Origin of the sequence: Rasiella rasia (assembly GCF_011044175.1) — a bacterium.
In the GTDB taxonomy this organism is placed as follows: domain Bacteria; phylum Bacteroidota; class Bacteroidia; order Flavobacteriales; family Flavobacteriaceae; genus Marinirhabdus; species Marinirhabdus rasia.
Window position 1 is genome coordinate 1637965 of the sequence record NZ_CP049057.1, and the last position, 21701, is coordinate 1659665.

Annotated in this window: 19 protein-coding genes and 1 tRNA gene; 8 read left to right on the forward strand and 12 right to left on the reverse strand. The window is 37.9% G+C overall.

What is annotated here, in order from left to right:
• Positions 1-21: 21 nt before the first annotated feature.
• The 3 genes from lpxB (at position 22) to G5B37_RS07405 (ending at position 3862) form a co-directional block, all read left to right on the forward strand.
• Positions 22-1140, forward strand: a complete 1119-nt coding sequence (gene lpxB / locus G5B37_RS07395) for a lipid-A-disaccharide synthase (RefSeq protein WP_164679408.1) — start codon at positions 22-24, stop codon at positions 1138-1140.
• Between the two features lie 112 nt (positions 1141-1252).
• Positions 1253-1756 (forward strand): C40 family peptidase, encoded by a 504-nt coding sequence (locus G5B37_RS07400; RefSeq protein WP_164679409.1) that lies wholly within the window; start codon positions 1253-1255, stop codon positions 1754-1756.
• Positions 1757-1858: 102 nt separating this feature from the next.
• On the forward strand, positions 1859-3862 hold the full coding sequence (locus G5B37_RS07405; RefSeq protein WP_164679410.1) for a ComEC/Rec2 family competence protein: 2004 nt from the start codon (positions 1859-1861) through the stop codon (positions 3860-3862).
• Between the two features lie 23 nt (positions 3863-3885).
• Here the strand turns inward: G5B37_RS07405 and G5B37_RS07410 are convergent, their stop codons facing one another.
• From G5B37_RS07410 to G5B37_RS07420, 3 genes are all read right to left on the reverse strand, one after another.
• Positions 3886-4422 (reverse strand): thioredoxin family protein, encoded by a 537-nt coding sequence (locus G5B37_RS07410; RefSeq protein ID WP_164679411.1) that lies wholly within the window; start codon positions 4420-4422, stop codon positions 3886-3888.
• Positions 4423-4528: 106 nt separating this feature from the next.
• Complete coding sequence (locus tag G5B37_RS07415) at positions 4529-6118, reverse strand: peptide MFS transporter (RefSeq protein ID WP_164679412.1); 1590 nt, start codon at positions 6116-6118, stop codon at positions 4529-4531.
• Between the two features lie 25 nt (positions 6119-6143).
• Positions 6144-8321, reverse strand: coding sequence for a S9 family peptidase (locus G5B37_RS07420; RefSeq protein ID WP_164679413.1), 2178 nt, complete (start codon positions 8319-8321; stop codon positions 6144-6146).
• Positions 8322-8491: 170 nt separating this feature from the next.
• Between G5B37_RS07420 and G5B37_RS07425 the strand changes: the two genes are divergently transcribed.
• Both G5B37_RS07425 and G5B37_RS07430 read left to right on the forward strand, forming a co-directional pair.
• Positions 8492-9799, forward strand: coding sequence for a hydroxymethylglutaryl-CoA reductase, degradative (locus tag G5B37_RS07425; protein ID WP_164679414.1), 1308 nt, complete (start codon positions 8492-8494; stop codon positions 9797-9799).
• Between the two features lie 13 nt (positions 9800-9812).
• The gene (locus G5B37_RS07430) at positions 9813-10712 is read left to right on the forward strand and encodes a GYDIA family GHMP kinase (RefSeq protein WP_164679415.1); all 900 of its coding nucleotides are present in this window, start codon (positions 9813-9815) and stop codon (positions 10710-10712) included.
• A 50-nt stretch (positions 10713-10762) separates the two neighbouring features.
• Here the strand turns inward: G5B37_RS07430 and G5B37_RS07435 are convergent, their stop codons facing one another.
• From G5B37_RS07435 to G5B37_RS07475, 9 genes are all read right to left on the reverse strand, one after another.
• The gene (locus G5B37_RS07435) at positions 10763-12877 is read right to left on the reverse strand and encodes a peptidylprolyl isomerase (RefSeq protein WP_164679416.1); all 2115 of its coding nucleotides are present in this window, start codon (positions 12875-12877) and stop codon (positions 10763-10765) included.
• A 201-nt stretch (positions 12878-13078) separates the two neighbouring features.
• On the reverse strand, positions 13079-14332 hold the full coding sequence (locus G5B37_RS07440) for a hemolysin family protein (RefSeq protein WP_164679417.1): 1254 nt from the start codon (positions 14330-14332) through the stop codon (positions 13079-13081).
• Between the two features lie 66 nt (positions 14333-14398).
• Positions 14399-14602 (reverse strand): hypothetical protein, encoded by a 204-nt coding sequence (locus G5B37_RS07445; RefSeq protein ID WP_164679418.1) that lies wholly within the window; start codon positions 14600-14602, stop codon positions 14399-14401.
• Positions 14592-15164 carry an LPS export ABC transporter periplasmic protein LptC gene (gene lptC, locus G5B37_RS07450; RefSeq protein WP_164679419.1) on the reverse strand — a complete coding sequence of 191 codons (573 nt, stop codon included), beginning with the start codon at positions 15162-15164 and terminating at the stop codon, positions 14592-14594. Before lptC ends, G5B37_RS07445 begins: the two co-directional genes overlap by 11 nt.
• A 2-nt stretch (positions 15165-15166) precedes the next feature.
• Entirely contained in the window at positions 15167-16522 is a 1356-nt protein-coding gene (locus G5B37_RS07455) for a hypothetical protein (RefSeq protein WP_164679420.1), read from the reverse strand.
• 22 nt (positions 16523-16544) lie between these two features.
• A complete protein-coding gene (locus G5B37_RS07460; protein ID WP_164679421.1) occupies positions 16545-17786 on the reverse strand; it encodes an outer membrane protein transport protein in 1242 nt (413 codons plus the stop codon).
• 2 nt (positions 17787-17788) lie between these two features.
• The gene (locus G5B37_RS07465) at positions 17789-18514 is read right to left on the reverse strand and encodes a type III pantothenate kinase (protein ID WP_164679422.1); all 726 of its coding nucleotides are present in this window, start codon (positions 18512-18514) and stop codon (positions 17789-17791) included.
• 107 nt (positions 18515-18621) lie between these two features.
• Positions 18622-18694: transfer RNA gene (locus G5B37_RS07470), tRNA-Phe, on the reverse strand.
• Positions 18695-18831: 137 nt separating this feature from the next.
• Positions 18832-19056 (reverse strand): hypothetical protein, encoded by a 225-nt coding sequence (locus G5B37_RS07475; RefSeq protein ID WP_164679423.1) that lies wholly within the window; start codon positions 19054-19056, stop codon positions 18832-18834.
• A gap of 183 nt (positions 19057-19239) precedes the next feature.
• Between G5B37_RS07475 and G5B37_RS07480 the strand changes: the two genes are divergently transcribed.
• The 3 genes from G5B37_RS07480 to arsS all read left to right on the forward strand — a co-directional run bounded on the left by G5B37_RS07480 (position 19240) and on the right by arsS (position 21691).
• The gene (locus tag G5B37_RS07480; protein ID WP_164679424.1) at positions 19240-19992 is read left to right on the forward strand and encodes a DUF481 domain-containing protein; all 753 of its coding nucleotides are present in this window, start codon (positions 19240-19242) and stop codon (positions 19990-19992) included.
• Positions 19993-20108: 116 nt separating this feature from the next.
• Complete coding sequence (locus G5B37_RS07485) at positions 20109-20438, forward strand: arsenosugar biosynthesis-associated peroxidase-like protein (RefSeq protein WP_404814790.1); 330 nt, start codon at positions 20109-20111, stop codon at positions 20436-20438.
• 182 nt (positions 20439-20620) lie between these two features.
• Positions 20621-21691, forward strand: coding sequence for an arsenosugar biosynthesis radical SAM (seleno)protein ArsS (arsS, locus tag G5B37_RS07490; RefSeq protein ID WP_164679425.1), 1071 nt, complete (start codon positions 20621-20623; stop codon positions 21689-21691).
• Positions 21692-21701 lie beyond the last annotated feature (10 nt).

Here is a 21701-nt window from a genome sequence, read left to right on the forward strand (position 1 = left end):
CTTTAGGCATATTTCCAACTCATGAAATATTACATACTTGCAGGTGAAGCTTCTGGCGATCTACACGGCGCCAATCTTATGAAAGCGCTCTTTGTTGAAGATCCGGAAGCCGAGATTCGATTTTGGGGTGGCGATCTTATGCAAGCTGTTGGAGGAACCTTGGTGACTCACTATAAAGAACGTGCGTTTATGGGATTTGCCGAAGTACTAATAAACCTTCGGAAAATTTCGAAACTCATTACCAATTGTAAAAAAGATATTGAAGCATTTCAACCAGACGCACTAATTTTTATAGACAATTCAGGTTTTAATCTTCGTATTGCGAAATGGGCAAAACCCGAAGGTTTTAAGACACATTATTATGTGAGTCCACAGGTTTGGGCTTCACGTGCCAGCCGGGTCAAAACAATAAAAGCAACTATAGACCACATGTATGTAGTGCTTCCATTTGTTGCAGATTTTTATAAAAAATATAACTACCCTGTTCACTTCGTTGGGCATCCACTTATAGATGCAATTGCCAATAGAACACAAGTAAGTCCGCAAGAATTCAAGAAAACACATGGTTTAGACGATCGACCAATAATTGCATTATTACCAGGCAGCCGAAAACAAGAAATAAACAAAATGCTGTCTATTATGCTTAGCGTGGTAGGCGATTTCCCTGAGTACCAGTTTGTAATTGCTGGCGCCCCCAGTCAAGAAGTCTCATTCTACGATCCATTTATACAAGAGCAAAATGTTCATTTAATTGCTAACAAAACATACGATTTGTTAAGCCTTTCTAGTGCAGCCCTCGTTACTTCCGGAACCGCTACCCTAGAGACCGCTTTGTTTAAAGTACCTCAGGTTGTATGCTATAAGGCTAATGCAATTTCGTACCAGATCGCAAAGCGTATTATTACCCTAAAATTTATCTCTTTGGTGAATTTAGTATTAGATAAAGAAGTTGTAAAAGAGCTTATTCAAGGAGAGCTGAACACAAAGAATCTGAAACAGGAGCTCACCAAAATTCTAGATGAATACGAGCGTGCGAAGTTATTTTTAAAATACTACGATTTAGAAAAAGCCTTGGGCGGAAAAGGAGCGAGTGCAAAAACTGCAGAACTCATTGTCAGCAGCCTGAAAAATCACGCTTAATTTTCAAAGAGGGGACAAGAAATAATTGTTAATTTCGTTTTAATAACTGTTTTACAACCTACTTCTATAACATCTGTTAGAATAGTACTTTTAAGATATCTAAAGCAACTTGATGAAAAAACTACTACCTCTTCTGCTCCTAACCATTTTTTTAGCTTCCTGTGGAAGTTCAAAACGAACAACCCCGACCTATAAGAAACGTACGGTAACAAAAAGTACCAGCACGAGCAACACCACCGCAGACCGTGTGATAAAATACGCAAAGACCTTTGAAGGCACTCGCTATAAATTTGGAGGCACCACTAAAAAAGGAATGGACTGCTCTGGACTCATATACACATCATTCCTAAAAGAAGACATCTCGCTGCCTCGTATCTCACGAGATATGGCAAAACAAGGAACCCGTATATCATTACTAAAAGCTGAAGCTGGCGATTTGGTATTCTTTCAGACAAATAAAAGCCGAAATGTAATTAATCATGTTGGTTTGGTTGTTGAAAACATACGTGGGGAACTAAAATTTATACACGCTACCACTTCAAAAGGGGTAATTATTTCATCTATACAAGAAAATTATTGGAATAACGCTTTTGTACAGGCACGACGCATTATTTAAAAGCAAAAAATAGTATCTTTATTGTAACTCTCCTACCCTAAATTGGCAGTACGCCATTAGTTTTGGATGAGATCTCCCTTTATTAATAACACCATAGTTCTCATGGCGCTTTTTCTCGCGCTGGGGATTACCTTCGGATTTTACACAAACAAGCATCCTTTTGTTATCCCGAAAGTATGGTGGTTTGGCATACTAATTTTGCCTATCGTATTACTTGGTATTACTTGGCTCTTGGGAAAGAGAAAACTGCACCCTACACCTGTTTTTGGTTTAATTGTCTGTTTTATTTTCTTCGGAATTGGATTTGCAAATTACACGCTTCGGTTACCAAAATATCAACCCAGTCACTATACCAACAACCTTCAAAAAGATACATTCCTTCAACTCAAAATAAAAGAACACCTAAAGCCTAATAGTTATTATGAAAATTATCTTGCGGAAGTGATTTTTCAAAATGCTACTAAAACCACAGGCTTACTTTTGCTTCATATTGAGAAAGACAGTACAGTTGCTTCATTGGCAGTTGATGAATATTTAGTAGTTAAAGGCAACCCACAACGAGTTCGTCAGCCCCGAAATCCGTATCAATTTAATTATGCCCAATACATGGAACATTTGGGCGTGCATCGTGAAATGACTATTAAATCAAATTCGATGCTTTTCCGAAGAAAAGTTCATACAAGTATAGTAGGATTTTCAGAACGTATTAGATTGCATTTAATCGCCAAACTGCAGCAAACAACATTAAAACATGATGAATTAAGCATTTTGCAAGCGTTTGTATTAGGTGAGCGCAGAGCAATAGATAAACAACTTTACGAGGCCTATGCTGCTGCTGGCGCCATACATATTTTAGCCGTTTCTGGATTACATGTTGGCATTCTCTATTTTATTCTCCTTTTTTTGCTCAAACCCCTCACCTATACACCATATGGAGCTCGAAGTAGAAGTATCATAATTGTACTCTTACTATGGTGTTTTGCGCTGCTTGCTGGATTATCACCATCTGTAGTACGGGCAGTTACTATGTTCTCCTTTTTTACGGTAGCGACCGCCCTTAACAGACCCACCAACAGCTTTAACACGTTGCTTTTATCGTTCTTAGTGCTTTTATTAATTGCTCCCAGTTGGTTGTTTCATGTTGGCTTTCAACTTAGCTATTTGGCAGTTTTCTTTATACTTTGGTTACAACCAAAATTGTATGCACTTTATAAACCGAAATTCTACATAGACAAAACGCTCTGGGGTATCATCACGGTTACCATTGCCGCACAGGCAGGAATACTACCTCTTAGTTTGTATTATTTTCACCAATTTCCGGGGTTGTTTTTTCTCACCAATATAGTCGTACTACCTGTGTTGGGCATTCTTTTGGCGGGCGGACTGCTTCTTATAGTTTTAGCGGCATGCAATGCGGTTCCTACTGGCTATACCGAAATATACAATGAAGCTATTACCATCTTAAATGATTTTATTACTTGGGTAGCGCAACAAGATTTTTTCTTGGTAAGAAACATTTCATTTTCCGCTGGAAAAATGATGGTGAGCTACCTCGTATTGGTTTGCCTAGTTATACTATGGAAAAAAACAACTTCAAGACGTCTAGTTATTACTTTAGGAAGCATTGCGCTATTTGTAAGTGTGTGTATTTGGGACAAGAAAGAGACTAGCTTAAATGAATTGGTTGTTTTTCACAAAAACCGAAAGACCCTAATTGGTGTAAAAACACAAGAACAGCTATTACTTTTTTCTAATGATACGACCCAGATTGACGCTACCCAACCTATTCCGGGGTACAGGGCTAAAATGGCAATAGACAGTACAACTATTGCAAAGGTTCCATCATTATTTGAGTATGGCGACACCACCTTTTTAATACTAGATAGTTTAGGTGTGTATTCCAAACTACAGCAAGTAGATATTGCGATTCTTACGCACAGTTCGAAAGTAAACCTAACTAGATTCATAGACAGCGTTCAACCAAAACTTATTATCGCCGACGGCAGTAACTATAAAAGTTATATAGATAGGTGGCGGGAAACTTGTACTATTAAAAAACTCCCTTTTCACCACACGGGTACTAAGGGAGCCTTTACATTTAAATAGTCGAAACACTTAACTAAAAACAACTACTCAAAAGTGCCTTTAAAATTTTCTTGGTATTCCTGCCACGCATTCGCCGAAGTCAATGTTTTATAATCGTCGTTCGCAATCATCTTTAAAAAGATTTCTAGTTGTTGTGGCGTTTTATAGCCAGCTATGGATTGTATTAGCGTAGCATCTTCTTCAAAAAAGACAATGCTAGGATAGCCATTTACTTTTAAAGCATGGGCAAACAAATGTTGTGAATTTCTACCCTTTCTACCAGGTTGGTAGTTTGGATTGGTATAGGTGAAATCTTGATAGGTTATTTCTTCTGTACCTTCTGCATTAAACTTCACCGGATAGTAATGTTCATTAATAAACGCCGCTACTTTGGCATCTCCAAATGTGTTTTTATCTAGTAGTTTACATGGGCCACACCAATTAGTGTAGACATCCATGATAATTTTCTTAGGTTCTTTTTTTTGTGCAGCCAGTGCCTCTTCCATGCTCATCCAATTAACTTTTTGGGCGCTCACGGTTCCAGCAGTAACTAGAATAGCAAGTAAGAATAACTTTTTCATAGCAAGTTTCTTTAGTAGGACGTTTCCGAAGTGAAAACATTTCAATGATTACTAACAAAAAACGTTCCACAAAGGGAACGTTTTTTATCAAAATTAATTGTGTTAATTAACGTACACCGTGCATTTTCTTTATAAGTGTTTTGTTTAAAAGTAGCATTATAATACCTGCACCTATAGGTATAAGCGTAAATATCATAAAGAAGTAGGTTAATCCTTTTTCCTCTAGGATAGGGTCCATATAACTACCTGTAATACCTGCAGCTAAGTTTGCTATAAAGTTAGCAACAAACCAAACTCCAAACATTAGCCCTACCAATTTAATTGGTGCTAACTTACTTACATAAGATAACCCAACTGGAGAGACGCAAAGTTCTCCTAGCGTATGGAATAAATATGCGAATACTAAGAACATCATACTTACAGACGCCGTTTTAGCTCCTAAAGGAATGCTCATAGAACCGTAAGCTAATATTCCAAACCCAAGACCTAAAAGAATAAGTCCGATTGCAAATTTAACTGGGCCCGACGGATTGTATTTACTCTGCCAAATTTTAGAAAACAATGGCGCAAAGGCAATGATAAAGAACGAGTTTAGAATTCCAAACCAAGATGCTTTTACCTCAGCAACATCTGCATTAAACTCTCTAACTAACATCCAGATAACGATTGCCCAAATTATTATAAAACTGGTTCCTAATAGTATATTAGACAATGCGTATTTTGCAAATGTTTGTTTAAATAACATTCCTAGAACCCATGTAATAATTAACATAGGTACTACCGTAAGAATGGTATTGAATATTTTGAAAGTCATTGCACCATTACCAACCAAGACACGGTCTGTATAATCTGCTGCGAAAATGGTCATAGAACCACCTGCTTGTTCAAAAGCCCACCAGAAGAAAATAGTAAAGAAGGCTAACACACCAATCACAATGAGTCTATCGCTAGTTACTTTAGATCTTTTAGCATCATCTATCGTATCTTCAATAGCATCTTTAGTGTCTTCTAGCGTATCTTCAACAGCATCGTCGAAGTCTTGAGTTCCTTTTGGTGATAAACCTATACGTCCAAAAATCTTTTGTGCAAAGTAAAATTGTAGCATTCCGAAGAACATAAAAATACCCGCTAATCCGAAACCATAGTGCCATCCAATAGATTCTCCTATATAACCGCATAATAATATTCCTAGGAAGGCTCCTGCGTTAATACCCATGTAAAAAATGGTATAACCAGCATCTTTTTCTTTCCCTTGGTTTTTGTACAATTGTCCTACCATTGACGAAATATTCGGCTTAAATAATCCGTTCCCAATAATTAACAGACCAAGACCAATGTAGAAAAATGGATCTGCAAATACTTCTAATCCCATCGCCGCATGCCCTAACGTCATTAATAAGGCTCCAATTACAACCGCGTTACGATACCCTGTAAGCTTATCTGCTATCAACCCTCCAAAAATTGGAGTAATATATACAAGTCCTGTATACACTCCATACAACCATAATGCCTCTGAGCGTTCCCATCCCCAGCCTTCATCTAATACTGCTGATACTAAGAATAGCACCAATAGTGCCCGCATCCCATAGTAGGAAAAGCGTTCCCACATTTCAGTAAAGAAGAGTACAAAAAGTCCCGAAGGATGCCCTAAAACGGTTCGTTGGTTAGTTTCTGAACCTCCAAATTTAAATTCCATATACGTAAGTGTTAGTTAATTAAGGTTATAAGTTGTTTTTAATAAAATCTGTCATCAAGGTATATAAATGTAGGCGTGTATTACCTCCATAAATACCATGATTTTTATCTGGATACACGCGCCAGTCGAATTGCTTATTAGCCTGCACCAATGCTTCTATAAGACGCATGGTGTTTTGCACATGTACATTATCGTCTGCACTACCATGTACTAGTAGAAACTTTCCTTCTAATTTGTCTACATGGTTAATAGGTGAGTTATTGTCGTAGCCAGAAGCATTCTCTTGTGGCGTGGTCATATAGCGTTCTGTATATATAGTATCATAGAAGCGCCAGCTAGTCACTGGAGCCACCGCAATGGCCATAGAGAAAGTGTCGGCTCCTTGAAACAAGCAATTACTAGACATAAAGCCTCCGTAACTCCATCCCCAAATACCCACACGGTCACTATCTATATATGGAAGCGCACCCAATTGTTTTGCCGCAGCAATTTGATCTTCAACTTCGTACTTTCCGAGTTCTTTCTGAGTCATCTTTTTAAAGTCACGACCTTTTAGTCCTGTACCCCGACCATCTACACATGCTATAACATATCCTTGCTGTGCAAGCATTTGGTGCCAGTAGTCATTAGCACCGCCCCACGAATTTTTAACACTCTGCGAGCCAGGCCCAGAATACTGGTACATAAATAACGGGTATTGCTTACTTGCATCAAAATTTGCCGGTTTTATTATGTACATGTTTAACTCCTCGCCATTTACTTTTAAAGTCCCAAATTCTTTCTTTGAAGTATTGTAACCTGCTATTTGTTCCTTTAGAGCATTGTTGTTCTTAATTTCACGTATTAGCGTGCCATCAATTGCTTTGTGTAGTGTAAATTCATAGGGAGTTTCAGTATTGTGAAATGTATTAATGTAGTACGTAAAATCTTTGCTGAAAGCGGCACTATTTGTACCCGTTCCTTGCGAAAGACGCGCTTTGTTCTCACCACTTTTTAGTACTGAGTACACATCTCTGTTTGTACTTCCATTTTCGGTACTCTGGTAATAAATACGTCCTGTTTTTTGGTCAAAACCATAATAGTTGGTCACCTCCCATGGCCCCTTCGTTACTTGTGCGATAAGTTTTCCAGATTTGTCGTAATGGTAAATATGGTTCCAACCATCTTTCTCACTGGTCCATATAAAACTGTTGTTGTTAAGAAAAGTAAGATTGTCTGTGACATCAACATAGGCATCATCTTTCTCTTTCAAAATGAGCGTCGAGCTATTTTTCTTAGCATCAACAAAAACCAAGTCAATTACATTTTGTTTTCTGTTTGTTAGCTGTACACTCAATAAATTTGCATCGTTGGTCCATTGTATACGCGGAATGTAATAACTATTAAAACTAGCTAAATCTACTTCGTTTGTAGTATTTGAGTTTAAATCGTATACATGTAACGAAACCTTAGCATTTGGATCGCCCGCTTTAGGGTATTTAAAAACCTGCTGACTAGGATATAGGTCTTCTCCATAAACATCCATAGAAAAACGCGGGACATCAGTTTCATCAAACCTAACATATGCTATTTTTGAACCATCTTTATTCCAATCGAATGCACGAACAAAGGCAAATTCTTCTTCATATACCCAGTCTGTTATTCCATTAATTATACTGTTCTTTTTACCATCACTGGTAATCTGCTTTTCTACTCCGCTTTTTAAATCTTTAATGTAGAGGTTGTTTTCATAGCCAAATGCAATCTTAGACCCATCATTACTAAATGTTGGCTCTTGTATTTGCTTATCCGAAACCATGGTAAGCTGTTTCGACTTCAAGTCGTATACGTAATACGTACCAACAGAGGAGCGACGATAAATTTGCTTTAACTGTGTAGCTAAAAGCAATTTCGATTCATCTTTGCTTAATTCGTAAGAGATGATAAAGTTAATACCTGGTAAATCTGCAGAGCTCACCAGAGTTCTCACTTTTTCACCGCTTTTATAGTCGTAAACATCTACGGTAGATGCGTTTAATTGACGGCTATAATTTAAGACAGCATATTCAGTACCATTATTCAACGACCTTAGTGCATCTAGGCGTTCGGTCCTAAAAGTGCCACCCCATATATCTTCTAGAGTAAATTCTTTTTTTTGAGCGGTTGCTGTAGTTAATGCCAACACAAACAATACAAGCAAGGAGGTACGAGGAAGTGATTTCAAAACGTTGCGATTTTAATATGTCAATGTTACTAAAATTTCAGCAAATTAGCACGTTTTTAATAGTAAAATACGGCGAATTGCCCTCGCATAAAGGGCTTCAAAATTCAATCATATCCTACGGTCTGCACAATTACAATAATCTTATCTTTGTTACTTCAACGTAATATCCAATGACACAACCCATTTCCGGCTTTTCAAAAAAAACAAAAGATGCGAAAATCGAGTGGCTCCTAGAGTCATACTTTAACAATAGCCAAGCTGCCAAAAACACATTAGAACAGTATTGGAATGACAATGAAGCCCTACAACAGCTGCATGACGACTTTATTGAAAATGCATTAACCAACTACTATTTACCCTTTGGTGTTGCTCCTAATTTTCTTGTGAATGGCACTTTATACGCTCTTCCCATGGTGATTGAAGAAAGTTCTGTAGTAGCGGCAGCAAGTAACGCAGCTAAATTTTGGTTAGAACGTGGAGGATTTACCGCCGAGGTAATTTCTAGTACTAAAAACGGACAAATACACATCGATTTTTATGGTGCTTCGGAAACGTTAACTGATTTTTTTACAGCTATAAAACCGAAACTCATCGCTAGTATTGCCAGTCTTCAAAAAAACATGCAAAAAAGGGGTGGCGGACTCCTAGATCTAGAGTTATTAGATGCCACGCATACCTTAGAAGGGTATTATCAACTTCACGCAACTTTTGAAACTTTAGACGCTATGGGCGCTAACTTTATTAATAGTTGTTTAGAAAAAATTGCTGCAACCCTGGAAGCCGAGGCGGCAACCTATAAAGACTTTACCACGCATAAGCCGAAAGTAGTGATGAGTATTTTATCTAACTATGTACCAGAATGCCTGGTAAGAGCTAGAGTAGATTGCAAGGTAGAAGACCTTACACACAACGGTATCTCAGGCGCTACATTTGCTAAAGATTTTGTGCGCGCCATCGCCATCGCCAAATCTGAAACTAGAAGAGCGGTTACACATAACAAAGGCATCATGAATGGCATAGATGCAGTAATTCTCGCTACCGGCAACGACTTTAGAGCTGTAGAAGCTGGTGTACATGCTTACGCCTCAAAAAATGGGTATTACAGTAGTTTAACACATGCCAAGATTGAAGAGGACGTATTTAATTTTTGGATTGAAATTCCGTTAGCATTGGGGACTGTTGGCGGACTCACAACATTACATCCTTTGGTGAAATTTGCACTACAATTGTTACAACAACCTTCGGCAAGAGACCTTATGCAGTTGGTAGCGGTAGCTGGGTTGGCTCAAAATTTTGCTGCTGTTAAATCGTTGGTCACCGATGGTATTCAGAAAGGACACATGAAAATGCACTTGATGAATATTCTTAATCAGGTAGAGGCTACTTCCGAAGAAAAGCAAAAAGCAATAATTCACTTTAAAACTACAGCGGTTTCCCATAGTGCAGTTGTAAACTTTATCACAGCACTTCGCACATAAAACAACCAAAACCTTGAAACAAACCTTTTACAGCAATGGAAAACTACTTCTAACGGGCGAATACGTAGTCCTAGATGGCGCCATTGCCTTGGCATTACCCACAAAAAAAGGGCAACTACTTGAGGTAAGCCCCGTTAACCAATCTGGTATATGTTGGAAAAGCTTTACTTCGGAAAATGTATGTTGGTTTGAAACTGTGTTAGACATGAATGTTTCGCTTCCACAAGATGCAGATAAAACAACAGCAACCCTTTATAACATATTATATACCGCAAAAAAAATGAACCCTAAGTTTCTATCTGAAGCAACAGGCTATTTGGTAGAAACCCACTTACAATTTCCGCAAAGTTGGGGCCTAGGCAGCTCTTCTACTTTAATTAATTCTATTGCACAATGGGCTCGGGTAGACGCGTTTCAACTTTTACAACAATCGTTTGGAGGTAGCGGATACGATATTGCTGCTGCGCAGCACGACTTTGCTATTTTTTACAGCCTACAAGATGGTATCCCAAAAGTGAAAAAAGTATCGCTTCCTTGGGATTTTACCGAATCTCTTTTTTTTGTACACCTTAACAAAAAGCAAGACAGCAAAGAAGGAATTAAGCGTTACCAAAATGCAACGGTTTCGCTACAGCAGCACAATAAAATTAGTGATCTTACGCAAAAGTTTCTCCTGTGTTATACACTCCAGGATTTTGAAAATTTAATCGGCGCACACGAACGTATTATTTCAGAAATAATAGGGTTACCAACAGTTAAAAGCTCTTTATTCTCCGACTATGATGGTGCAATTAAAAGTTTAGGCGCTTGGGGTGGCGACTTTATACTTGCAACAGGCACTAAAGATGCAATGACATACTTTAAAGAAAAAGGGTATCACACATGTATTCCCTATGCTGAAATGATTCTATAAAAAAAGCTCCAATACAATTGGAGCTTTTTTTTATGATATCGTAAAAACTACTAGAAGAAATTCTTTCTATTGTCTTCAATCTCTGCAGCCTCTTTAAGGGCGTTATATACGTTCGTATTCACTGTTGGTGTTACTTGCGCATTTAACTGATTTGCAAAAGCAGCATAGTTCTCTAAAGCTGGAGCAGGGTTTAAAGCCAAAACTCTCAATTTATAAACTCCATTTTCTCCAACAAGCACATCTGTTTCTTCACCAGCTTTCTTTCCAAAAGCTACACCTACAACAGCCGGCTCATTTCCAGCACCTGGTATAGTTGGAGCAGCCATTGTAACTGCGGTAGCCGTTTGCACTGTTACCCCTTGGCTAGCTGCAACCTCTTGTAAGGTTGTTCCAGTAATTGTCTCTTTAATCTTGGCAGCTTTTTTCTCCTTGCGTAGAATTGGTGTAATTCTAGGCGAAGCTTCAGCAATACTCATCAACCCTTTAGGGTTTTTACGAGTAAGTTGCGCAACTACATAACCATCAGAAACACTAAACCTCTTAATGTCACCTACTTCCGTTTCTTCTTCAAACGCCCATTTAACGATTGCTCTGTTATTTCCAACACCTGGAATTGTAGCATCTAACTCCCCTATCTTATTCACTGGTTTTGCACTATATCCAGCGGCCTTTGCCACTTCAATAAAGTCACCTTTTTGTGCATCCAACTCAAAAGTAGTTGCCTCACTAAACACGGTATTTAATGTTTGCTCACTTGCTTCAATATCTTGTGTAATAGTAGCAACCTTAATCACTCTTTGCTTGTCTTTCTGTCCTAATACATCAACAATGTGATATCCAAAACGTGTTTCAACAACACCCATATCTCCTACATTTTTTTCGAAAGAGAAATCTCTAAATGCTGGTACCATTTGGTTGTATGGGAAATAGTCATATACCCCATCGTTTCCAACACTAGCGATATCTGAAGACATATCTTTTACAAACCCTGTAAATTTACCTTTGTTACCTTTAAGGATGTTATACAAACTATCTGCAGTAACTTTTGCTTGCTCTTTAGTTCGTGTTATACTATCTGCCTGACTTAACCCAATTGGTATCAAGATATGGCGAACTTTTGCTGAGTCTGGTAACTGACGTGCCGCAACAACTTTACTTAAGTTTAATGTGTTATCTACTTTGTAAGGTCCGTAAATTTCACCTACTTCCAAATTATAAATAGTGTCTTTAATAGACGCTGGAATATCTTTCTTAAACATCCAACGATCTTGGTACGGGTTTTCAGAATTAGCATTTACAAAACCTGCTATGTCTGCTGTGTTTCTAAAACCAGCTATAGTATCGTTCTGTTTTGTAAGTTCGTTAAATTCAACTCTTTCGTTAAGTAACTTCTCAATTTTTAGCTCTGCATCTTCAATATCCTGCTGAGAAGCAGCTTCAGAAATACTGATATATTGAATATCTACCTGTGGTGCTACTTCATACTCTTTTTGATGACTCTTAATGTAAGCCTCAATTTCAGAATCACTTACTGGCACTTCTTCATCTGCTATTTTAGTAAACGGAACAAAGGCGTACTCTAAATTAATTTTGTCGTTCTGGTAGCGATATTCTTGCTCTCCATCTGCCAAAGTTGAAACCAATCCAGCCGTAACTAAATTAAAATAAGTTTCTTCTAAAACAGCAGTCTTTGTGCTCTTAATATAATCGTCCCACTGCTGAGATGCCTGACGGTTTGTACGGATACTAGCAACATACTCGTCTAATTTTGCTTGACTAAATTGTCCAGCCTCATTTTGAAATGTAGGATTCCCAGATAAGTATGTGCTTAACGCATCGTTTAACTGATCTTCTTGAACCGTTAAACCTAGGGTTTCGTACTGCTCTTCTAACAACACGCGCTTTACTTCACGGTCGTATACTGCATTAAGTGCTTGTCCTGGAGGTGCAGTTGCTGGCAGTTGTTTTTGCTGCGCTTCTACCTTGTTCATGAAATCTACACGGTCTAACTCTACACCGTTCACCGTAGCTACTGTGCTAACCGATTTATCTGAAGAAAACCCACCGTTACGTAATACATCTGCTAAGACAAAAGAGAATAACGCTAATGCAATAATGATGATCAAGAAAACTGAACGTTGTCTAATTTTATTTAAAACTGCCATTGTATCTATTAATTTAACCTTTTGGGTACCGTACCTAAAAGGCATTCGTCGTTTTTAACTAGTGGGCGAAAATACCATTTTCCCACCATTTATAAAAACCTTTTGTTGAAAAAAAACAGGGTCTATTTTGTATTCTAAGAAGTGTGTTTAAAACAGGATGATTTCGAATTCTGAAAAACATGCAAGTTGCACGTAAACAGACTAGTTTTCTTCCTTTGCTTGTAATTCTACTAATTCAATTTTGGTGTTAGACACCTCTAAGATGGTAATCTGGAAATCTTCAATCTCTATAGATTCTCCTTGTTGTGGTATTTGCTGGGTTACGTGCACAATCATCCCACCTAAAGTCTCGTACGTTTCACTTTCTGGAAGGCTTAGTTTATACGTTTCGTTAATATAATCTACTTCTAATCTTGCTGAAAATTTAAAGTGATTAACCCCTAACTCTTCTTCAATTAAAACTACGCTATCATGCTCGTCTTCAATTTCGCCGAAAAGTTCTTCAATAATATCTTCTACAGTAATAATACCTGATGTTCCTCCATATTCATCGATAACCACTGCCATACTACGATGCTTTCGAGTTAAAATATTAAGTACATCTTTGGCCAGCATAGTCTCTGGTACAAAAATAACTGGCATTAGTATCTTCTTTAACGTAGGAGGCTTTTTAAAAAGTTCGAAAGAGTGCGCATACCCCATGACATCGTCTATATTATCTCTAAAGACAATAATTTTAGACAAGCCTGTTTCAGTAAACATCTTAGACAAGTCTTTTGGTGTTGTTGCTATATCTACTCCAACTACTTCGGTTCGCGGAATCATTACCTCACGTGCCTTTATTTCTGAAAAATCTAATGCATTCTGAAATATCTGAATTTCACTATCTATTTCATCTTGAGTTTCTACCGTCTCCATCTGTTCACTTATATAATTGCCCAACTCCACTTTACTGAATGTAAGCTGCACAGAATCGCCTTCGGTCTTAAACAATACCTTGAGCACCAAATCTGAAATCCAAATTATAAATTCTGAAATTACAGAGAACATAACGTAGAATAAATAAGCAGGCACCGCAAATATTTTGACCAAGCTATTGGCATAAATCTGAAAGAAAACCTTTGGTAAAAATTCTGCTGTTAGCAATATCACTATGGTAGAGATTAATGTCTGCACCAAAAGACCTGGCACACCATCAATTTTGACGTACTCCATGAGTAAATCGCCCATAAAAAAGCCATATACTACCAGCGCAATATTGTTTCCCACTAACATAGTAGCGATAAACTTTGAGGGTCTAGCCGTAATTTTCTGCAACACTTTTGCTAGAAAATCGTTTTGCTTCTTCTCTATTTCAATATGTATTTTATTGGAAGACACATACGCAATCTCCATACCCGAAAAGAAGGCTGAAAACAGTAAGGAAGCAATAATGATGATAACGGTATAGTCCAAAAACTTTCAATTTATTAGGTGCAAATTATAAGGTCTGCCTAATGGAAGCTCATTTATTCAGTGAAGTTAATCCTCTCCACGTCTCCTTTTTTCGATATTTTTTCTAAATCTTCTTTTGAAGAAAAACATAAAAATAGCTACTACCACAAAAAACAGGAATAGATAGGCTCGATCTCGGTCTACATCCCAGTTAATTATTACGGCATAAATAGCAAAACCTGCCATTAGCAGATATACATATTCAAAAAATTGATATATTTTATTGGTCATTCGTTGTTGCAGTTTTATCTATAAGTTGTACGCCTTGATTGTTACGCGATATAAAGGTAGTAAAATCTTGACTGGAGTCGAAACTTGCGCCATTATTCACAGAACCGTCTTTTAAAATAATCTGATAGGGCTGATCGGTAAACACCCACTCTCGTGTCTGATCCCAATACAGTTGGTCTGCTTTTAACACCACACTATCGCTTGTTACCACCACTACATTCTTACGGAGATCTACCAAGCCTGTGTTTTCATATTGAATGGCATAATCTGAAACTACCGTACTTAATTTGCCCTCTTCCCAGAAAAACAACTCAACTCCTTTGGGAAATTCTTTGTACGGAAATTCGAAATTTCCATAGTCTAAAAACTCGGGAGCCCTTAAGTTAGCCACAACAGCCCCAGAATCTGTATATTTCATGTTAACCCCTTTACCTTCAGCAAAAGGAAGGTTATCTCCCATGGTAAGTTTCTGAACCTTATCGTAATTTCCTTCACATGAAAAAAGCGTGATAACGAAACTTATCGCTATCACGCTTTTCAACATATAAAGTATGTTATTCATTATTATAAATTAGGAACTTTTACGCTTCCACCAACCCAGCAGTTAAAGGTAATTGTTTTACCTGCCATTCCTGAGCTAAAAATTTCAGTTTTACCTGGAGCTAAGCCTCTGTAAGAACTTGCTGTTTGTCTAGCTACACTAGCAATACTTCCGTCTACACGAGCTGCTTTGTCTGCCATGTTCGCGGCTTTCCAGTAAATTGCTCTTTTCTCAAATGCTGTAGCGCCACAGTTATTAGCACTAGAAGCATACATTTTAGCAATTCTAAGGTATGCATTTCCAAACGTAGGACTTTCAGCTACTGCTTTGTTATAGTAGTTTCTCGCACTACTTAAACTTCCTTTTCTACGCATGTTCTCAGCGATACTATAATATACTTTAGCTCTATCTTTTGGATTCGTCTCCAATTCTGCTGCTTGGTTATAGTAGTCCATTGCCTTACTCGCGTCACCATCTTTCTCTGCCAATCTACCTAAATAGAATGCAGATTTTGCAGACGGATCTAAGGTGTGTAACTGTTGTACCATTTTAAAGAACATTGGTGTTTCACAATCTTTCGAGTTTAATTTACCAGCTGCACTTTTCAACCAATTAACATCGTTTTTCTTTTCTTCAAATAATTTTTCGTACAACGGAATTAAGTTCTCACAGTTTGCAAGGTTTCCTAACTTACCGTTTACACTTCCTTTAACCTTTCCGTAGGCACCTAAATTAGTTTCGTAACGAGACAGGTTCTTCTTCTCTTTTGAAGACAATGCAGTACCTGCTTCTTCTTTGTCTGTTAACTGAATAAGACTTTTAGCTAATTGCGTTTCTTCTTTCTCAAGCTTATCGATAATGGTGTCGTACAAGTTAAAAACATCCTGAACATCCATCTTACCTTCTTCTTGAAGATCTACCGCTAAAGAGAAATATGTATATAAACTTTTCGGACTCGTAAATGTTGCTTCATCTTTTTTGAAAGCTGCCTCGAAAGCTTTGTACTGCTCCATTTTAGTACCAATGCCAGCCTCATACTTCACTTGAGCTATGTTAGCCATCTCACGACCTTCTTTGGTTTTAGAAGGAAAATGTTGCATTCTTAAACGTACTGTATTTTCTAAATCTGTGATTTTACTTTTATCTCCTTTTTCAATAAAATCTTCAAACATCATAGTTCCGTACTGGTACACAGCCACGCTCCAAGTTGGACACTTATCTACTAATGGTTGATAGTGAGGTAATGCCGCTTGGTAATTTTTTGCCTTGGCTGGGGCAGTAAATAAAGAACCTAATGTTGCACATTCATCTTGTGCGAAAGATTTGCTGCCAAACGCAACAAATAGCAAAGCTGTAAGTAAAAAAGCTTTCGTTTTCATAGTGTTAGTGTTTATTATAGTATTATTCATAGTATCGTTTTTCAAACCATCTGTCGTTTAGAGAAAAACTCAAGAACGTATTAAAAAAGTTTTCTTTAACAAGACCGAAGTCTTTTGTTCCACGTGAGCCAATCTCAAAACCGAGATTTACATTAGAGAATAATCTCCCTACAGGTAATCCAACTCCAAAAGATATGCCAAACTCATTAATATCCTGCCCGTTCACATTTATACCTGTTTCCTCAAATCTAAACCCACCTCTATAAACTACACGTTGCCAGTAGTTTCCAATAGAATTGTAATTAGGAATATAATACCCCCCAACTCTATACTTACTAGCATCTTTAAATTCAACATTAGTAATATTAAAGGTGCGATTTGTAAAATTACTTGTTTTTTGGTCAGTATACTCAGCTCCTAAGAACCATTTTTTATTCTCCCCAAGACCTGCGCCTAATGTCCATTGGGAAGGAAAGGTAAAATCAGTATCACTTACCGCTATATCGCGACTATCAATAACCACTTCGGCACCCGAGTCTATTTCTAGCAACGTAGCGATTGTTCTACTATTTTCAGAATCGAATTTCGTTTCTGGCGTATAACTAAGCATGGTTGAAAGCGTCAATCCATTTTTTAATTGCTTTTTGTACGCCACCCCAAGATTTACACTAAAGCCCAATAAATCACTCCTGTTTTCTTCTCGAGTACTGTATTGTATATCGGTTTGTCGTGCCGTGGCATTATTTTCTATATTTCCAAAGTTATAGTTACCATCAATACCAACACTAAAGTTGTCGTTAATTTTATACGCCAAGTTTAGAAAAGCCTTGTTAAGACCTCCTGATCCGGTATATTGTGTGGTACTAGCCGCATCTGTATTTTCTAGTTGATATCCTACCGCAGTATATGGTATTAACCCAAAACTTGCCCCAAACTTACCCATTGGAACACCCACAGCTATGTAGTCTAGAGATGTTGTTGATGCGCTTTCATTTTGTGTTTCTGTAGACAGACCTACACGTTTGTGACTTGCACCAACAGTAAAGTTTACTAATTTTAAATCTGCAACACCCGCCGGATTCTGAAGACTTAAGTGAATACTATCTGTATACGTACTAATACCCCCCATGGCTCGGTTTTCTGCCGTACCTTTAAATTTCAGGGTTCCTATTCCGTAAAATGAGTAGGGCGATGTAGTCCCTTCTTGGGCTTGTGAGACTCCTATACCGAGGAGAATAAATACGATAAATAAATTTCTTAACATTCTTATGTGTTATGTTGTAAAATATGGAGCAAGCCTTCCAACAAAAAATTGGGGTTGGCAAAGATGCTATTTTTTAGGCTATCTCGCAACAAATGAGCATCTCCTCCTGTTAAAATAATTGTTAATTCTGGATATTTTTCTCGATAAAACGCTAAATATCCGTGTATTTCCTGCACAACACCAAAGAGAACTCCACTCTGCATAGAGGTTTCTGTACTGTTGCCAATGGTTTGTATGGGTAGTGTAGGTTTAAGTAACGGCAAATTTGCTGTAAACGTATGCAAGGCCTTATATCTCATAGCTACTCCTGGTGAGATAGCTCCACCAATATAATGGTTTTCATGAGTTAAGAAATCGTATGTAATACAACTTCCCGCATCGATAACAAGCACATTTTTCTTCGGAAACTGAACTGCAGCAGCACTTACTAGAGCAATTCTGTCTACTCCTAATGTTTTTGGTGTACCATAATCATTTACAAACGGAACCCTTGTTTCTGAAGTAAGTTCTATCACCTTTAGCCTACTAGCAAGCAATTGCATGGCTGCTTCAGGAAAAGTGCCCACAGAAGAAACAATAGCCCTATTTAGTTGCGGGTATTCTTTTAATAAAGTTTCCAACGCTTCAACAACTTCCTCTTTAGAGCTACGCACCATATGTTCTAACGCGCCATTTTTAAAAATAGCGAGTTTAATACGTGTATTACCAACGTCTATAATTAAGTTCATAGAATGTGAAAGACTACAAAGTTAAGGCTATGTTTCAAGAAATACAGATTAGCATGGTTTAAATTAAAAAACCCATCTGCCTATGGCTAGATGGGTTTTATGCTTTGTGGTACCTCCAGGAATCGAACCAGGGACACATGGATTTTCAGTCCATTGCTCTACCAACTGAGCTAAGGTACCGGCTTAAAGCGAGCCTGCCCACCGCAGCACGGTGCGTAGGCGGGTGCAAATATAAGTTTATTTTAAGTACTGCAAAATTAATTCACAAAAAAAACCGAAACAAAAGTTTCGGTCTCTATAAATTTCTTTCGTTGTTATTACGCCGCCAACGAGCGTCCCTTTAATCGCTTCTCAATTTTCTGCTTAATAACTGTTAAACGCTTCATTAAATCCATTAACGTTGCGTCCTTTGTTTCTTTATATACTTCATTAACGCCCAAAATTAATTCCTTTGCTTTTCGGCTTGCGACAATACGCTCACTTGTAGTCTTAAAACTGTGTTTCTCTTGCTCAAATTGCAAGGCTTCATTTATAATATCCATGTACGTGTTACTTTAGGTTGGAACTATGCTCATTTCTTAACTCTAAAACATAAATATACCTATGTTTATTTTATTGAATTTCAATTTAAACAAAACTTTAACACAGTCCCATTTTCTTGCTGGCAAATTTACATTTTATGCAATTAATTTTACCTTTAAACCCAATTATAGTATCTTTTTCTCATGAAAAAAACCCTTGTAGCGCTATTTCTGTTGTTTTCTGCATTTTCTAACGCACAAATACTAAATGCAGAGTCACTTCGAAAAGTAACAGACACCTCCGGATTTTCAGGTTCGGCAAGTTTCAATTTTGCTCTTAAACGAAATGTAAACGACTTCATCACGCTAGGAAGTGATGTTCACATACAATACAAAAACAAAAAACACCTTGCCATTTTTAAAAACGATGTTCACTTTCAGAAGATAGAAAGTGAAAATTTCGAAAACAGCCTGATATCACACCTTCGCTATAACTATAGATTTCACCCTAGAATCGCCTGGGAAGTTTTTACTCAGGGTCAATACAATAAAATAAACCTCATCGATTTTCGAGGCCTTATTGGTACGGGACCGCGATTTAAAGTAACTACCTCAGAAAAATACAAAGTCTATGTTGGTACACTCGCCATGTTCGAATACGAAGAGGTAGACGATGGCGTTACACCGCTGCAGCGCAACCTTAGAGCAAGTGCTTATATGTCGTTTAGCCTCTACCCTACAGATCATATAACCATTGTGAGCACCACCTATTACCAACCTCTTTTTAAAACGCTTAGCGACTACCGCATCTCTAGTCAAAGCTCGCTGGTGGTAGGCCTGTTTCAAGACTTTGCGCTAAAATTAAGCCATACATTTATTTACGACGCTTTCCCCGCAGTGAGCATTCCTAATTCTCAATACGAATTCACAACCGGAATCGCCTATACGTTCGATTAAAACTTTCTAGACTTCTAACGTAAGCTTTGCTATAATTTGAAGACTACTTGCTTATATTTACAGCACAAAAAACCAAATAATAACTGGTTTCGTACATACTTTAAACAAAAATACTCATGTCATATTACGATCCTAAAGACCTACGCAAATTCGGAAACATAACAGAATGGAGTGAAGAACTAGGTGAAAAATTTTTCGATTATTACGGTAAAGTCTTTGAAGAAGGCGCACTATCGGCTCGAGAAAAATCGCTTATCGCCTTAGCTGTTGCACACACAGAACAGTGCCCCTATTGTATAGATGCATACACCAAAGACGGATTGCAACGCGGTGTTACAAAAGAAGAAATGATGGAAGCCGTACACGTTGGAGCCGCAATTAAAAGTGGCGCTACCCTCGTACACGGAGTAATGATGATGAATAAAGTGAACAAATTAGACGGATAATAACTAGGGCGTGCCCACAAGGGTCGCGCTTTCGGCTATATCTTTTGCAGTCTAGTTAAGCTACCAGCAATGGTATTAAAAACCGCAAAAGTATGCCGCCTCTATCGCTCACGCATAAAAAGATGAACCCCTTATACAGGGAAATGAAAATTTGAAGTGACCCGTCTACACGGGAAATACATATGGGAAAACTAAAAACACAAAGCTTACACAAACGCAATAGCGACCTCGCACAATCTAATAGGCAATTAGAAGTCCTTTCCAACGGAATTTTTAAGGCTGGCGAACTTCCAACCTTTGCCAAAAAAATAAAGGAAACCAATCAGTTTCCATTGCGCCCTAAGAAATTGGAAATCTTACAAATTAACGTTGGGTATATGTGCAACCAAGTTTGTGAGCACTGCCACGTAGATGCAGGACCAGACAGAAAAGAGATTATGACCTGGGAAACCATGGAACAATGTCTAGACGTAATTCGAAATACCGGTGCACACACCCTAGACCTAACCGGAGGTGCCCCAGAGATGAATCCTAACTTTAGACGCTTTGTAGAAGAAGCAAGTAAGGCCGGAATTAAAGATTTTATTGTACGTAGCAACCTAACCATTATTCGCGCAAATAAAAAGTACCACGATCTACCAGACTTCTTTAAAAAACACAACGTACACGTAGTGAGTTCTATGCCACATTGGACCCGCGGAAAAACAGACAAACAACGCGGAGAAGGTGTTTTCGATATGTCTATTAAAGCACTTCAAGAATTAAATGAACGCGGTTACGGAATGCCCGATAGCGATCTAAAACTAGATTTAGTTTACAATCCAAGTGGCGCCTTTTTACCAGGAGACCAAGCCAGCATGGAAAAAGAATTTAAGACCGCGTTGTTAGAAGATTTTGGCATACAGTTTCACAATCTTTTTGCCATTACCAATTTACCCATTGCTCGTTTTTTAGACTATTTAATTGCTTCAGAAAACTACGAAGATTACATGTATCAATTGGTAGATGCGTACAATCCCGCAGCAGTAGAAAATGTAATGTGTACCAATACCATTTCTATAAGTTGGGATGGCTATTTATTCGATTGCGATTTTAATCAGATGTTAGAATTGCCGGTAGCTAGTAAGATTAAGCACATTAGCGAATACAACGAAGACATATTAAACAATAGAGACATCGTAATTTCACAACATTGTTACGGTTGTACGGCTGGCGCAGGAAGTAGCTGCCAAGGTGCAGTTGCAGAAAAATAAATACAAGTAT